The organism is Anaeromyxobacter paludicola (assembly GCF_023169965.1).
Classification (GTDB): domain Bacteria; phylum Myxococcota; class Myxococcia; order Myxococcales; family Anaeromyxobacteraceae; genus Anaeromyxobacter_B; species Anaeromyxobacter_B paludicola.
In genome coordinates, this window is sequence record NZ_AP025592.1 from 2,412,301 (window position 1) to 2,427,397 (window position 15,097).

The 15,097-nt window shown below is 73.8% G+C and carries 10 protein-coding genes; 6 read left to right on the plus strand and 4 right to left on the minus strand.

Annotation, left to right across the window (positions count from 1 at the left end):
- Window positions 1-128 precede the first annotated feature (128 nt).
- From AMPC_RS20550 to AMPC_RS11075, 6 genes are all read left to right on the plus strand, one after another.
- Entirely contained in the window at window positions 129-773 is a 645-nt protein-coding gene (locus AMPC_RS20550; protein ID WP_318654293.1) for a type IV pilin protein, read from the plus strand.
- A 133-nt stretch (window positions 774-906) separates the two neighbouring features.
- Window positions 907-1,815: a tetratricopeptide repeat protein gene (locus AMPC_RS11055; RefSeq protein WP_248340629.1), complete on the plus strand. Its 909-nt coding sequence runs from the start codon at window positions 907-909 to the stop codon at window positions 1,813-1,815.
- Entirely contained in the window at window positions 1,812-2,588 is a 777-nt protein-coding gene (locus tag AMPC_RS11060; RefSeq protein WP_248340631.1) for an ABC transporter permease, read from the plus strand. Before AMPC_RS11055 ends, AMPC_RS11060 begins: the two co-directional genes overlap by 4 nt.
- Window positions 2,585-4,510 carry a hypothetical protein gene (locus AMPC_RS11065; RefSeq protein WP_248340633.1) on the plus strand — a complete coding sequence of 642 codons (1,926 nt, stop codon included), beginning with the start codon at window positions 2,585-2,587 and terminating at the stop codon, window positions 4,508-4,510. Before AMPC_RS11060 ends, AMPC_RS11065 begins: the two co-directional genes overlap by 4 nt.
- Entirely contained in the window at window positions 4,507-6,090 is a 1,584-nt protein-coding gene (locus AMPC_RS11070; protein WP_248340635.1) for a tetratricopeptide repeat protein, read from the plus strand. Before AMPC_RS11065 ends, AMPC_RS11070 begins: the two co-directional genes overlap by 4 nt.
- A 77-nt stretch (window positions 6,091-6,167) precedes the next feature.
- Window positions 6,168-8,492 (plus strand): YfhO family protein, encoded by a 2,325-nt coding sequence (locus tag AMPC_RS11075; RefSeq protein WP_248340637.1) that lies wholly within the window; start codon window positions 6,168-6,170, stop codon window positions 8,490-8,492.
- 85 nt (window positions 8,493-8,577) lie between these two features.
- On the opposite strand, the gene AMPC_RS11080 is transcribed toward AMPC_RS11075, so the two are convergent.
- Genes AMPC_RS11080 through AMPC_RS11095 form a run of 4 tightly spaced genes read right to left on the minus strand, consistent with a single transcriptional unit; the run spans window position 8,578 to window position 14,951 of the window.
- Window positions 8,578-9,249: a hypothetical protein gene (locus AMPC_RS11080; protein WP_248340639.1), complete on the minus strand. Its 672-nt coding sequence runs from the start codon at window positions 9,247-9,249 to the stop codon at window positions 8,578-8,580.
- Complete coding sequence (locus AMPC_RS11085; RefSeq protein ID WP_248340641.1) at window positions 9,249-10,376, minus strand: hypothetical protein; 1,128 nt, start codon at window positions 10,374-10,376, stop codon at window positions 9,249-9,251. The genes AMPC_RS11080 and AMPC_RS11085 overlap by 1 nt, the downstream gene beginning before the upstream one ends.
- Window positions 10,377-10,383: 7 nt before the next feature.
- On the minus strand, window positions 10,384-10,932 hold the full coding sequence (locus AMPC_RS11090; RefSeq protein ID WP_248340642.1) for a type IV pilus modification PilV family protein: 549 nt from the start codon (window positions 10,930-10,932) through the stop codon (window positions 10,384-10,386).
- Window positions 10,929-14,951 carry a pilus assembly protein gene (locus tag AMPC_RS11095; RefSeq protein ID WP_248340644.1) on the minus strand — a complete coding sequence of 1,341 codons (4,023 nt, stop codon included), beginning with the start codon at window positions 14,949-14,951 and terminating at the stop codon, window positions 10,929-10,931. The genes AMPC_RS11090 and AMPC_RS11095 overlap by 4 nt, the downstream gene beginning before the upstream one ends.
- Window positions 14,952-15,097: the final 146 nt, after the last annotated feature.

Sequence of the window (15,097 nt, forward strand, 5' to 3'; positions counted from 1 at the left end):
GCTTACCCTCTCGCCCTGGCTGGCATCGCACGTGCTTTACCGCTCACCGACGCCGGGATCGCGTCGCGGACCCCGAACGTCGCCGCGGCAGGAAGCTGCCCGAGCGGCCCCACTACCGGAGGTTTCACATGTTCAAGAAGGCCAAGGGCTTCACGCTGATCGAGCTCATGATCGTCGTGGCCATCATCGGCATCCTCGCCGCCATCGCCATCCCCAACTTCCTGCGCTACCAGCTCCGCTCCAAGTTCGGCGAGCTCAAGTCCAACGTGCAGGCCATCTACCAGTCGGAGGAGTCGCTGCGTCAGTCCGAGCGGCAGGCCTGCCCGAGCGCCATGAGCGGCTACTACGTGGCCCTCACCCAGGTGCCGAGCGGCACGCCCGGCCCGACCAAGATGGTCTGGGCGGCGACCGACATCGCGGCCGCCAACTCGATCGACTGGGTGGTCCAGGGCGCGACCTACGGCGCCTACCAGGTCGCTACCGACGCCCAGCCCGCCGTCGCCGGCAGCCTGCAGAACAAGTGCAGCGGCTCGCTCGGCAACCTCGGCGGCGCGATGTCGATCGGCGCCTGGTCGGACATCGACGGCGACAGCGTGACCTCGGCCGTGGCCGCCTTCCAGCCGCTGCTCAACGCGAGCGGCAGCGTGGCGACCGCCGCCCCCAAGGCCCCGTACCCCTCGGGCTCCAACACCGACAACTGCAGCGGTCAGCTGCAGCCCGGCACGGTCGGCAACGGCCAGGTCACCAACTGCTCCGCTGACAACGTCTTCTAGGATCAGCTCGTCTCAAGTGACGTCGAGGGCCGCCCGAGGAAGCTCGGGCGGCCCTTTGCGTTTCTGCTGGTGACCGCGCGGCCCGGCTTCTACCCGGCCGGGATCCGCGCTATCCTTCCGCCCGCCTCCGCCCATGACCGGCGCCCTCCGCACCATCCTCCTCGGCTGCCTGCTCCTCGCCGCCTCGGCCGCCCTCGACTTCCGGCTCGCGACCACGACGCAGAACCGGCCGTACGACGTGGCCCACGTGCCGCGCGGCGCGGTGGCCCGAACGGCATCACTCGGCCAGCGCGGCCTCGTCGCCGACCTCTACTGGCTGATGCTCGTGCAGTACGTGGGCGAGCCGAGGGCCCAGGAGCGCGGCTGGAGCCAGCTCCTTCCGCTGGCCGAGCTCGTCACCGACCTCGATCCGCGGCACGGCTACGTCTACCAGACCGCCGGGCTCGTGCTCTCGGCGGCCGGGCGGCTCGACGAGAGCGACCAGATCCTGCGGAAGGGGATCGAGAAGGGGCCGTTCTGGTGGACCTACCCCTACTACCTCGCCTTCAACGCCTGGTTCTACCGCGGGGACTACCCCGCCGCGGCCCACTGGGCGGAGATCGCGGCGAAACGGCCCGGCGCCTCCCGCAACGTGAGCCACCTCGCGGTCGCGCTCGCCGCGAAGAGCGGCTCTCCCGAGGACGCCATCGCCGTCATCGAGGAGCTGCGGCGCGGGGCGCAGGACGAGGTGTCCCAGGAGCGGCTCGACGAGCAGCTCAAGCTCGCCATCCTGGAGCGCGACGCGCAGCGGCTGGAGAAGGCGGCCGAGCGCTACGAGCGCGAGCAGGGGAAGCCCCTCCGACGGCTGGAGGAGCTGGTCCAGGCCGGGCTCGTCCCGGCCATCCCGCCCGATCCCTTCGGCGGCGAGTACGTCTGGGTGTTCACCCACCACAAGGTCCGCTCGAGCGCCAACCCGTTCCGGTTCGAGGTCCGGCCCCCGACGCAGGCCCCGAGCTTCCAGTACCGCCCGAGCGACAAGGCGGCGGAAAGGATCGACCGTTGAAGAAGATCGCTGCCATCGCCCAGGTCACGCTCCGTGAGGCGCTGCGCCAGAAGCTGGCGGTGAACCTGCTCATCTTCGCCGTCGCGCTGGTGGCGGCCTCGATCGGCATCTCCACCATCACCTTCGGCGAGCAGTACCGGATCATCGTCAACCTCGCCCTCTCCTCGATGGAGATCTTCGGCACCCTCATCGCGGTGTTCCTGGGGGCAGGGCTCGTCTCGCGGGACGTCGAGCGGCGCACGCTCTACCCCATCATCGCGAAGCCGGTCTCGCGCGGCGCCTACGTGGCCGGGCGCTACCTGGGCCTCGTCGCCACCACCACGCTCAACCTGCTCGTGATGGCCGCGGTCTTCCTGGGCGTGCTCGCCCTCTACACCCGCGGGTTCCACTTCCTGCGCGACGCGCCCCTCGTCACGGTGATCGCCTCGCTGGCGGTCCAGTTCGCCATGATCGGCGCCGTCGCCACCTTCTTCTCCTGCTTCACCACCACCACCCTCGCGGCCATCTTCAGCCTGAGCGTGACCGCGGGCGGGCACCTCGCCACCGACCTGGTCCGCTACTGGGGCAAGCAGGGCGAGGCGGGACGCTGGCTCGGACGCCTCACCTACGTGCTCGTCCCCAACCTCGACGTCCTCGACTTCAAGGACGCCGTCGTCTACCGCGAGGCCGTCCCCGGGCACGCGGCGGTGATGGGGCTCGGCTACGGCGTGCTCTACGCCGCGGCGGTGCTGGCGTTCTCCGCGGCGGTGTTCGCCCGGCGCGACCTGCGATGACGGCGGGCTCGCCAGCGCAGCCGGAAGGGCGCCGGCCACCGCGGCCGGGGCTGCTGCTCTTCGCGGTGCTCGCGCTCGTCTTCACCTCGTACTCGGGCGTGGTGCGGGCTCCCTTCGTCTGGGACGATCACCTGCTCATCGAGAGCGATCCGCGGATCCACGCGATCCGGCCGGCGCAGTGGCTGCTCGAGCCCTTCTGGAACAAGGGGGCGCAGCTCACCGAGACCGCCTACTACCGGCCCGGCGTCATCGCCACGTTCTCCCTCGAGTGGTGGCTCTCCCGCGGCCGCCCGTGGCTCTTCCACCTCGTCAACCTCACGGCGCACCTCGCCACCACCGCGCTGCTCTTCGAGCTGGTCCGCCGGCGGTCGGGGCCCGTCCCGGCAGCCCTCGCCGCCGCCCTGTTCGGCCTCCATCCCCGGCTGACCGAGTGCGTCGCCTGGGTGAGCGGGCGCACCGACGTGTTCGCGGGCTTCTTCGCGCTCGCCGCGCTGGCGCTCCACCGGCCGGGGCCGGAGAGGGGACGCGCCCGCTGGCTCTCGGCGGCGGCCCTCTTCTCCGGGCTGCTGTTCAAGGAGGTGGCGCTGGCCGGCCTCGTCGCCGTCGCCGCGCAGGGGTGGGCGAGGTGGCGCCGGCAGGAGCTGGCCGGCCGGCGGGCCCTCCTCGACCTCGTCCCGGGCGCGGTGGCCGTCGCGGCCTACGTGCTGCTGCGGCTCGTCGCGACCGCGGGAGCGGTCCCGGTCGAGCAACCGGCCGGCATCAACCGCCTGGAGCTCGCGCTGCAGGCGACCGGGCGCTACGTCGCCATGCTGGCCGACCCGCTCCGCCCGAGGCTCCAGATCGGCGCGGTCGGGCGCACGGCGCCCGGATACGCGGCGCTCGGCGCCCTGGCCCTCGCCGCCGGCGCCGCCCTGGCGATCAGGGCCTGGCGGCGGCCGCCCCGCCCCGAGCTCGCCGGAGCGCTGGCGTTCGCCGTGGCCAGCATCGCCGCCGTCCTCCAGGTGGTGCCGCTCGCGACCGCGAACGTCGCCGCCGATCGCTATCTCTATCTCCCGGTGGCCGGCCTGGCGCTGGCCGCCGGGATCGCCGCCGCCGACCTCCGCGCCTCGCTGAGGCGCCCGGTGCTGGCCGCGGCGGCCTGCGCCGGGCTGGCCTTCGCCGGTGGCACGCTGATCCGGGTGGAGGACTGGACCGACGAGCTGCGGCTCTGGCGCACCGCGGTCGCGACGGCGGATCCCGGCCTGCCCTTCCCCTACGTCTCGCTCGGCAACGCGCTGTACCAGCGGGGCCGGATCGAGGAGGCCGCCGAGGCGTATCGCGCCGCCGCCGCCCGCGCCAGCGGCCGCTTCCAGCGGGAGGCGCTCGGCAACTACGCGAGCGCCCTCGCGGACCTGGGCCGGCTCGACGAGGCCTGCGCCCAGCAGCGTCAGGCCATGGCGATCGCTCCGCCGCGCCCCATCGACCACTACAACTTGAGCCTGTTCGAGGCCCGGCGGCTCCGGTTCGACGAGGCCGACCTCGAGCTCCGCCGCGCCCTCGAGCTCCTGCCGGGCTACGAGGACGCCCTCCGCGGCCGCCGCTACGTCGCCGAGGCGCGGGCGCTCGCGGACGCGCTCCCTCCGGAGCGGCCCGGGGAGCCCACCGCGGTGCGCGCCAGGCGCGCCGCCCTCTGGATGCGGCTCGGGATGCCGCGCCGGGCCGGGCCCTACTTCACCGAGGTCGCGGCGGCGCCGGACGCCGAGCCCCAGGATCTCCTCCGCGCCGCCGCCTTCCTCGTGGATCAGGGGAGCGTCGAGGACGCCCGGCGCGCCGTGGCCCGCCTCCAGGCGGCGGGCGCTCCGCCCAAGGCCCTGGCCCGGCTCGACGCCGCGCTCGCCGCCCGCGAAAGCGGGCAGTACGGGAGCGCCGGAGAGGCGCGATGACGGAGGCCGCCGCCGCGGGCGGCGCGCCCCCCGCGACCGGCCAGCGGGAGGCGCTCCTCGACCTCGGCGTGCTCTGCCTCGCCGTGCTCGCTGCGCACGGGCTCTCGCTCGCGGCCGGCTTCGTCTGGGACGACGTCCACACGGTCCAGGGCAACCCGGCCTTCGCCGGGCCGGGCGCCCTCTGGCGCGCCCTCGGGATGGACGACTGGCAGGGCTACGGCCTGCACGCGCGCGGCGTGTGGCGCCCCCTCGCCACCCTCTCGCTCTTCCTCGAGCACCAGCTGTTCGGCCTGCGCCCGGCCGGCTACCACGCCGTGAGCCTCGCCCTGCACGCGGCGGCGGCCTTCGGGGTGCGCGCGGTCCTGCGGGCGCTCGGGGTCCGGCGCTCGCTCGCGCTCGCGGCCGCGCTCCTCTTCGCGCTCCACCCGCTCGCGGCGGAGCCGGCCGACTGGATCTCGGCCCAGCCCGACCTCCTCGCCGCGGCGCTCGCGCTGGGCGCGCTCTGGGCCGCCCTCGCCGGCCGCCCCCTGCTCGGCGCGGTCCTCGCCGCCGCGGCCCCGTTCGGCAAGGAGCCGGGGCTCCTGGCGATCCCCGCGGTCCTCGCCGTCGTCTGGACCCGGCCCGGCCGCCGCCGCGCCGGGCCCGCCACCCTCGCCGCGCTCGGCGGGGCGGGCGCGTACCTCTGGCTGCGCCACGCCGCGGGGGTGCCCCAGGCGCCGCTCGCCGGCGCCCTGTCGCTCGCCGGGCTCGGCCCGCTCCTCGGCCGGCTGGGCGGCGCCGCCGCCGGCCTCGTCTCCGGGCTGCTCTTCCCGCTGCCGCTCGACGCCTGCCGCCGGCTCCCCGCGCTCGGCCGGGCCGGCCTCCCCGCCGCCGGCGCGCTCCTCCTCGCCGGCGCGGCGGCGCTCCTCCCGCTCCGGCGCGGCCGGGGGCTCCCGGCCGCCCTCGCCTGTCTCGCGCTCGGGCCGCTCCCGCTCGTGGCGCTCTACGACGCCGACCTCTCGGAGCGCTACCTCTACCTGCCGCTCGCCGCGTCGTGCCTCGCCGCCGGGGCGGGGCTAGAGGCGCTGGCGCGGAGGCTCGCCGGCCGAGGGCGCGACCCCGCCCCGCTCCTCGCCGGCGTGATGGGCCTCCTCGCGCTCGCGAGCCTGCCCGCCGACGCCGCGCGCGCCCGCGACTGGGCGAGCCCCATCGCGCTCTTCGGCGGGGCCGCCGCGGCCGATCCGGCGAACCCCGACGCCCAGCACCTGCTCGGCGCGGCGCTCTACCAGGCCGGCGACCGCGCCGGAGCGCTCGCCGCCTTCGAGCGGGCCGAGGCGCTGCACGGTCGCCGGGCCGGCCTCTTCTCCAACCTCTGCGCGCTGCGGCGCGAGGCGGGCCAGCTCGAGCGGGCCCGGGAGGACTGCGACCGCGCCGTGGCCGCCGCCCCCGACGACCCGCGCCCGCGGTTCAACCGCGCCCTCCTCCTCGCCGCCAGCGGCGACCCGGCGCGCGCCCGCGCCGAGCTCGAGGAGGTGGCGCGGCAGCACCCCGGCTACGCCCCCGCGCGGCGCGCGCTCGCGGCGATGGAGACGACCCGGTAGCTGCTCCGGGCCAGGCTCGCACCGGGGCGCGGCTCTCGGCTGTTCCCGAAGCGCGATCGGTCGTCTAGTCTCGGCACATGGATCGACCCGGGAACGCGGAGCGGCAGGGAGCGGCGGGACTGGGGCCGGCCTCGCGGTGGGCCGGGCCGGCTGCAGCGGTCCTGCTCGCGCTCGCCGTCCTCTCCCCCTACCCGCGCCTGCTCACCGGCGCGGAGCTGCCCGTGCCCGACGACATCTTCGTCTCCGACCTCGCCGACGGCGAGCTCGCGGTGCGGGTCGAGGCGGGGAGGCTCCTCCGGGCCGGCGAGCCGCCCATCTGGACGCCCCGCGTCTACACCGGCGCGCCGCTCTGGACCTTCGACCCGGCCGCGCTGCTGCTCTTCACGGCGCTTCCGGCGGCGATGGCGCTCGGCTGGCTCGTCGCCTGCTACCTCGTGACCGCGGCGCTGGGCACGTACGCGCTGGCGCGGCACCTCGGCGCCGGGCGCGCCGGCGCCTTCCTCGCGGGGTTCGCCTTCGCCTGGTCGGGCTTCTTCGTGAGCCAGCTTCGCCACCTGAACGAGCTCGGCACGGTGGCGCTCTTCCCGCTCGCGGTCTACTGCCTGGAGCGCGCGGCGGCCGCGCTGCGAGGCGCGGAGCCCGGCGCGGCCGCGGCTCCGCGGCGCGCCGCCGGCTGGCTGCTCGGGTTCGCGGCGACCTTCGGCCTGCAGCTCCTGCAGTCCTTTCCCCAGACCGCGTACTTCTGCGCGCTGTTCTACGGCGCGCTGGTCGCGGCCCGCGCGGTCTGGCTGGCGCGCGGCGCCCCCCCCGGCGCGGCCTCGCGGCGGCTCGCGCCGGCGCTCTCGCTCGCCGGCGGCGCGGCCGGCGCGGTGCTTCTCGGCGCGCTGGTGGGCATGGTCTCCCTCCTGCCGCTCGGAGCGCTCGGCGGGGTCTCGGATCGCGCCGGGGCGGCCGGGTACGAGTGGGCCACCGCCTTCGCCTACTGGCCGAGCAACGTCCTCACCTTCTTCTTCCCCTACGTGAACGGCGACATCTCGAACGTCACCTACCGGGGCAAGGGGATCTTCTGGGAGGACTACGGCTACGTCGGCCTCGCCACCGTGCTCCTCGCGCTCGGCGCGGCCTGGTCGGGGCGGCGGCGCTTCGCGCCCGCCTTCTGGGCGGTCGCGACGATGATCGCCTACCTGCTGGTGCTCGGGCGCGCCACGCCGCTCTACCGGCTCGCCTTCGCGATCGTGCCCGGGCTCGACCGGTTCCGCTTCCCCACCCGGTTCCTCTTCGTGGTGGAGCTCGGCCTCTGCCTGCTGGGCGGCCTCGGGCTGACCTGGCTCTCGGAGCGGGTCGCCCGCGGGGCGCCGGCCCCCCGGCGCCGCCGGCTCGAGGCGGCCCTCGCCGGCGGGCTCGCGCTCCTCACCGCGGCCGAGCTCGTCCACCAGAACCGGCGCCAGAACCCGTTCGCCGACGCCGCCCGGTGGCTCGCCCCGCCGCGCACCGCCCAGGCGATCCGCGAGAGCGGCCAGGAGGGCCGGGTCTACACCCCCGCCACCATCGCGCTCCACCGGGCCGCCTTCGCGGCCGCGCGGGGCTGGAGCGGCGACCTCGAGCCGTACTACGCCCACCGCGAGCTCCTGCAGCCCGACTCCAACCTGCTCCACGGGATCCCGGCCCTGGGCGGCTACTTCGGCCTCTCCCCGCGCTGGACGGTGGACCTCATCGGCGACCACAACCGGCTCGGGCTGGTGGACGAGCTCACCGAGTTCACCGGGGCGCACTTCCGGGTGCTGCCCGGCTTCTTCGACTGGCTGGAGGCGCTCTCGGTCCGCTGGCTCATCCTGCCGCGGCGGGGCGCCCACCCCCGGCTCGAGCACGTGGCGAGCGCGCCGCCCGCCGAGCTCTACCGGCTGCCGGGCGCCCTGCCCCGGGCCCGCGTGGTGCACCGCGGGCGGGTGGTCGGGTCGATGGAGGAGCTGCGCCGGCTGACGGCCGCGGGGCAGCTCGATCCCAGGATCGAGGCGGTCCTCACCGGCCCGGACGCGCCGCGCGCGTTGGCCGCGCTGCCCCGGGATCCACCCGCGGGCGCGGCGGCCCCCGGCGCCGCCCGGATCGTCGTGGACCGCGCCACGGAGGTGGCCGTCGAGACCTCGGACGCGACGGGCGGCCTGCTGCTGCTCGCGGACACCTTCTACCCGGGCTGGGAGGCGACGGTGGACGGCGCGGCGGCGCCGATCTATCGGGTCAACCTGGCGCACCGGGCGGTGCCGGTGGGCCCCGGCGCGCACCGGGTCGCCTTCTCGTACCGGCCGCGCAGCGTGCGGCTCGGGCTGGCGCTCACGGTCGTGGGCGTCGCGGCGCTGCTCCTGGGCGCCGTGGCGCTCGGGTTCCCGCGGCGCCGGCCGGGGTAGCTCGGGACCTCCTGGCGGCCTCTCCCCGGCCCTCCCCGCGCGAGCGGGGAGGGAGCACTTCTCCTTCCCTGCTGCGACGCCCTCTCTACTGCGCCGCCCCGCCCACGAGGTCGGAGGCGTTGCTGGCGCGCGTGGCGGCGCCGTACCCGGAGCTGCCCTGCACGTGGGTGAGCACGCTCTCGATCACCACGTTCTGCCCGTTCACCTGGAAGCGCGGGTTGATGCACTCCGAGCGGAGAATGATGGTCTCGTTGTTGTCGCGGGCCGGGTTGTCGGAGATGCCGAGCGGCCGCTCGTCGTCGTCGTCGTGGACGCTGACCCAGAAGTCGGGCACGCCGTCACCGTCGAGGTCCGAGCCGGGATCGAGGTGCGTGCCGTCGCTGTACCCGAGCGTCTGCTTGGGCACGAGGCAGGAGACGGTCATCGGGTTGCAGGTGTCCTTCATGTTCGGCTTTGGATCGTCGTAGCGATAGCCGGGCTGGCTCGTGGTGGGCGCCACGAGGTAGTCGTTCCAGCTGTGGGACACCTCGTAGGTGGAGCCGTAGAAGCGCCGGCCGTACTGGATGCCGGCCTCGGCGCAGGCGAGGCCGCGGTCCTTGAAGCCCATCTGCGCGGCGGCGATCCGGTCGCTCCCGGCGATCTTCACGAGGGCGATGCCGAGGAAGGTGATCGCGAGCACGAGCGCCATCACGAAGAGGATGGCGGCGCCGGTGGCGCGGCGGGCGGCCGGGCGGCGGAGGCGGGGCGAGCGCGTCATCAGAAGGCTCCGAGGGCGGTGTTGCGGGGCGAGGCGACGAGCTGGTACGCGCGCCGGACGTAGGCGGCCGAGTCGCTGGCGCCGCCCACCGGCAGGACCACCTGGCCGCTCCCGAGGGCGATCTTGGGATCCCCCTGGCCCGGATCGACGGGGTGCGTGCTCCGGGCGGCGACGTTCACGATCACGTTCCGGAGCAGGCCGACGCGGGACGTCGAGGTCACGGCGGTGGTGATCCGCGGCCCCTGCCCGGAGCCGAAGCTCCCGAAGGCGGCGGTGGACTCGGTCAGCAGCGGATCGAACGGGCTCGGGTCGGCGGTCAGCGGCGCGGGGCAGCCCTGGAAGGCCCCCATGCCGTTGTCGAGCTGGCAGTCGAGCTGCATGTTCTCGACGCCGCGCGCCAGCACCACGCGGGCGGTGGCCTCGCTGTAGTCGGCCGGCGCCCGCGGCACGGACAGCGTGAGCTGGACCAGCTCGTCGTTCGCGTCCACGTAGTAGAGGTGGGCCCGGGCCGCGCGCACCGAGGCCCCCTGCCCCATCTGCCGCATCTGCTGCGAGGGAAACACGTTGACCGAGCTGTTCGCGAGCGTGAGCTGCTGCAGGGTGCTCCCTCCCGGCGAGGCGGTCGCGACCACGCCCCAGCTCGCGTCGCCGTAGTCGCCCAGGAGGACCGGCGTCCCGGCCGAGAACGCCGAGGAGTCGGTCACCGTGATCGCCTGCGTGGAGTCGGTGAGCGTGTTCACGGTGGCGGTGCGGGCGGCCGTGGGGCCGGGCTGGGCGGCCACCACCAGCAGCGCATCGGTGCCGGGCTTCACGTCGAGCTTCCCGCCGCCCGGGACGGCGGTGAAGATCTGCACCGCCGGCCGGCCGGCCGGGTTCGACCCCGAGGCCGTCCAGACGACGCCGGTGCCGGCGCCGAGCGAGGCGGCCCGGAGGTCCTGCGCGACCACCTCGAGCGCGACGCGGGTGCTCCCCTGCACGTCGGTCACCGTCTTGCGCAGGAACTGGTCATGGTCGGTCTTGACGATCGCCCGGGTGGAGAGCGCCACGATGATGGCGGCGATGGCCCCGGCCACGAGGACCTCGGTGACCGTGAAGCCGCGGGCGGAGCGGGCTGCGGGGCGGTTCATGGCGTCCTCAGTCGGTGAAGAGCAGGTCGGCCGCCACGCAGCCGGTCGAGCTGTACCGCTTGGCGCGGGTGGCGTCGCTGGTGTCGGTGCAGCTCATGTCGGTCCGCTCGACGTAGAGCTTCACCTGCACGCAGCTCCCGGCGGTCGCGCAGTTGCTGCCGGCGTTCACGCTCGACGCGCTCACCGGGGTCACGTAGAGCCAGCTCTGGTAGAGGGCCGTGCCGGGGCAGGTGTACGAGCTCGAGTAGCCGCTGCTGCTCGGCAGGTTGCTGCCCACGAGCTGGCCGTTCTGGTCCCAGCAGCTGTCCACCACCCAGGTGCTCGCGGGCACGCCGCCGCCGGTGAGCGACAGGCGCGGGGTCACCGCGAGCCGGTCCATCAGCGCGGCGCGGAAGTAGGTGAGGCTGGTGCGCCGGTTGGCCACCGCGTTGGCCGTCGCCGCGTAGCGGACCACCCCCACGAAGCCCAGGACGGCGATGAGGAGCACCGCGCCCGCGACCATCACCTCGAGCAGGGTGAACCCGCGGGCGGCGCGGGCGCGACGGGGGCGGCTCACGGCGTGCTCCGGGCGACGGTGGGCACCTGCTGGCTCGGTTCCCAGGTCTTCACGATGGCCGGGGTGAGCCGGTTGAAGGTGGCCTGGGCGGCGCCGCCGCCGGTGAGGGTGCCCGTGGCCTCGGCCACCTTCTTGATGCTGGTGTCGGTGGTCACCACCAGCGTGTCGCCGACCATGAGCGCGCCGCCGAAGGACTTGGAGCCGTTGCTCGCCACCGTCTGGTCGTTGCCCTTCACGATCCAGAGGTTGCCGGGGTCGGTCAGCGAGGAGCTGATGTCGCCGGTGAAGGAGCCGAAGGCGGTGTTGAAGACCACGTTGTTGTTGGCGACGCGCGGCATGCCGTAGACCCGCTCGCCGATGCCGAGCTGGATGTCCCAGACGGCCTGCGGGAGGAGCACTCCGTAGAGGAGCGGGTTGCGCGCGGCGGCGAGATCGATGGGCGCGGTGAGCCGGGTCCCCATGTCCGGGTAGGACGGCAGGACGTAGAGGTGGCCGCGCTCGGAGGGGGCGATCGACCAGTCCACGCCCATGGTGCCCACCACCAGCGCGAGCCGGTTCGTGAGCATGCTCTGGTTGAAGGTGGAGGTCCCGGTCGGCACCAGCGTGAAGCGCCCCTCGCCGATCGGCGTGGTGAGCGGCTGCTGCGCCAGCCCGCCGCCCGACACGGTGTAGAGGGCCTTCGTCGCCGCGTCGGCGGCCGGCGGGCCGAGGCCGGTCATGACCGGCGTCCCGAAGAGCGGGAACGAGTGATACACGCCGGCGGTGTCGGGCAGGTAGTTCAGGTTTCGCCCGTCCCGGGCCGACAGCTCCCAGAGGTGCCCCTCCATGTCGCCGACGTAGATGCGGTCGGTGGAGCCGTTGGCGTCGATGTCCCCGAGCGCCACGCCGGGCGGGATGCTGTTGTCGATGCCGCTCGCGTCGGTGCTCGCGTAGAGGTGCTCCCACTGCCAGAGCTTCTGGCCGGTGATCACGTCCACCGCGAAGACCTCGACGCCGCGGTACCCGAGCGGCGTCCCGCTGGTCCAGTCGGCGGCGGCGGTGGCGGTGAACGCCAGGTACTGGTAGGCGTCGCCCACCCAGACCTTGGCCACCGAGGTGCTGTAGGTGTAGCCGAGGTTCCGGTAGTCGTAGCGGCCGGTCTTGAGGTGGCTGATGACGGTCGCGTCGGTGGTGTTGTAGTCGCTCGGGATCCAGGTGGTGCCCGAGTCGCCGTCGTTCCAGTCGAACCACCGGAGGGCCCAGCTCGACTGCACGGTCTGGTCGAACACCTCGTTGGTCCCGAAGGCGCCGTCGCCGTTCAGGTCGAACTTGCCGGTGTCGTCGGTGGCGCCGCGGAGGTCCCAGAGCAGGACCGGCTTGAGCGGGTTCGTGACGTCGAGCGCGAAGAGCTCGGCGCCGCCCGGGCCCGCCGAGGCGATGAGCACCGTGCGCCAGCGCCGGACGTGGTTGGGGCGCTCGCAGCTCGTGGCGTTGAGGTCGGTGCAGGCGCTCCAGTCGATGACGCCGTCGTCGTTCCGGTCGTAGGGGAAGTCGCCGAAGGCGTCGATCACGTTGATCGAGCCGTCCACCAGGGCGAAGTTGGTGGCGATGTTGCCGACCTGGCCCGGGGGCAGGAAGGCCCAGAGCTCCTGGCCGGCCTGCACGCCGGAGGGGAGCGACTGCCCCTCGGCGCTCCAGCTCGTCGCCCCGCCCGTGCCCACGTAGAAGGCGTGGAGCATGCCGTCGTGCCCCGCCGCATAGGCCACCACCGGCCGCGTGCTCCAGGGCGAGTCGGTGACGTACTTGCTCGGCCCGACCACGGCCGGGCTGCCGTGGTCGATGCCGCCCAGCACCGCCCGGTTGGTCTGGGGGGTGCCGCAGGTGGCGTTCGCCTGGGCGCAGTCGCAGTCGGAGTCGCCCGGCGTGTACTTGGGCGCCCCGTAGGCGTCGTGCGCGGCGCAGAAGCCGCGCGCCTGCTGCACCAGCATGCCGAAGGTCCGCGAGATGGGGCCGCTGGCGCTCGCGCCCTCCGCCGTCAGGTTCGCCGAGGTGTAGCCGGCCGAGTTGGTGGCGGCGAGCAGCTCGGAGAGGTAGCAGAGGTTGGTGGCCGGATCCTTGAGGCAGGTCGAGCCGGCGGTCTGGGTGTAGTCGAAGGAGATCTTCTTCCAGCCCAGGTTGGCCGAGCCGCCCACCACGGTGAAGACGCTCCGGCTGCCGGGCAGCGGCATCCTCGTCGCGGCGTCCCAGTCCTTGTTGGCCGAGAAGGACTGCGAGGCCGTGGAGAGGCCCGAGACGTCGTACTGGTACAGGTGGCCCGGCGTGAACGGGTACTGCCAGATCTGCGGCTGGGCCGGGTTGTAGGTCATCACGTCATTCGAGTCGGGCAGGTACTCCTGCACGTAGGTGCCCTGGTACGCCTTGGCGGTGGCGTTCGCGACCGGGCTCTTGTAGCCGACCGGCTCGGAGCGCGCGAGCTCGGGGGGCGTCAGCGGGTAGAGCTTCCCGAAGATGCTGTTCATGATGAGGCGCTCGCCCCAGAAGCCCTGGCCGTTGCTGTTGGTGTTGTCGAACTTGTGGCCGGCGACGTAGAGCATGAGCCCCTTCGTCGTGTTGTTGTCCTTCTTGCGCGCCGAGGCCACCGTCGGGCCGCCGCTCACCTGGAGCACCTGGGTCACGCCGGAGCGGAAGGTGCTGCCCGAGTTCAGGCTGAAGGCCTTGTAGTTGCCCTGCCCGCCGTCGAAGAGGAAGTTGCCGGTCTGGGCGTAGGGCTGGTTCGCGCCGGCGTAGATCAGGCAGCCGTCGCTCGTGCCGTCGCCCTTGAAGAAGCTGCCGGTGGCGAGCGCGTCGTCGTTGCAGTCCTCCGACACGGACACGTTGGAGGTGTAGCGGCTCACCCCGGCCGTCGTCTGGTACAGCCCCGCCTCCACGTTGCCGATCGAGTCGTACTCCACGAAGCCGTTGTTGCCGGCGTCGAGGAAGGTGCCGACCTGCGTCAGCTCGGGCGAGGTGGGGCTGGCGCCGTCGCCGGCCCAGAAGAGGCCGTACCCGTAGGTCTGCCCGGGGACGGCCGCGTTGAGCCGCCCGTTCGGGAAGGTGCTCGAGGCGTCGAGCAGGTCGCCGGTGGTCGGGTAGTAGTCGTAGACCACGCCGGGCCCCTGCGTGAAGGCGCCGTTCTGGAAGACGCCCTTGCAGTTGCTGAGGCCGCTGCCGGAGCAGAGCCCGGCGTTGACGAGCACGTCGCCCAGGAACGCGGTCTGGCTCGAGCCGATGAGCGCGATGGTGGGCGGCTTCTGGGTGAGCACGCTCACCACCGGCGCCTGGAAGGTGGACTGGGCGCTGTGGATGTTCACGTAGTTGCTCGAGCTGTTGCCGCTCGCGTGGTACTGCGCGAGCTCGGGGACGGTCGCGAGCATGCCGAGGAAGGCCGCGCGGTCGGTGGAGTCCACCACCCAGGCGCCGCCGAGGTACTTCACCACCGTGGTGGAGCTCCCGATCGTGTGCAGGCCGCCGGCGCTGCAGGTCTTGGAGTTGCCGGCGCCCACCGACGAGTTGCCGCAGCGGTACGGGCCCGTCGAGGAGGTGTAGCCCACGTTGCTCACGTTGAACGGCGCGGTCTCGGTGCCGTCCGGGGCGATGAGCTTCACCGGCTGCCCGCCGGCGCTGGCCGCGCGCTGGACGGCGAAGTCGCAGCCGTCGTTGTCGTTGTACGTGGGGGTGTACTGCGGCAGGTCGTTGGTCATCGTGTTGCAGCGGTACTGCGACAGCTTGTTCGGCTCGACCACCCAGTAGATGGTGATGGGCTTCTGGCCGGCCGCCACCCGGGCCGCGTTCTTGTAGAGCACCAGGTAGACCAGGCCGTAGCTGCCGACGATGCCGTCGTTGCTCTGGTACTCGATCGAGTCCGGGATGATGAGCGAGCCCGAGTTGAACTGCTTCAGCGTCGCCGAGGCCGCCGTGGGCAGGGCGAGCGCGGCCGCCACGGCGAGCGCGACGACGGTGCGGGAGCGCGGGCGGGGGTCGAGGCACGGGCGATCGTTCATGGGAGTCCCTCGCCGGCGGGTGGAGCAAGCCCCATACCGCGGCGAAGCCGGGGCTCGGGCCCGGAATCACGGACGTTTCTGGCCCGGCGCGCGCGCGGAGGGCGAGCCCGGTGTGCACCGGGTTGCGCCCCCTGCAAACATTTCAC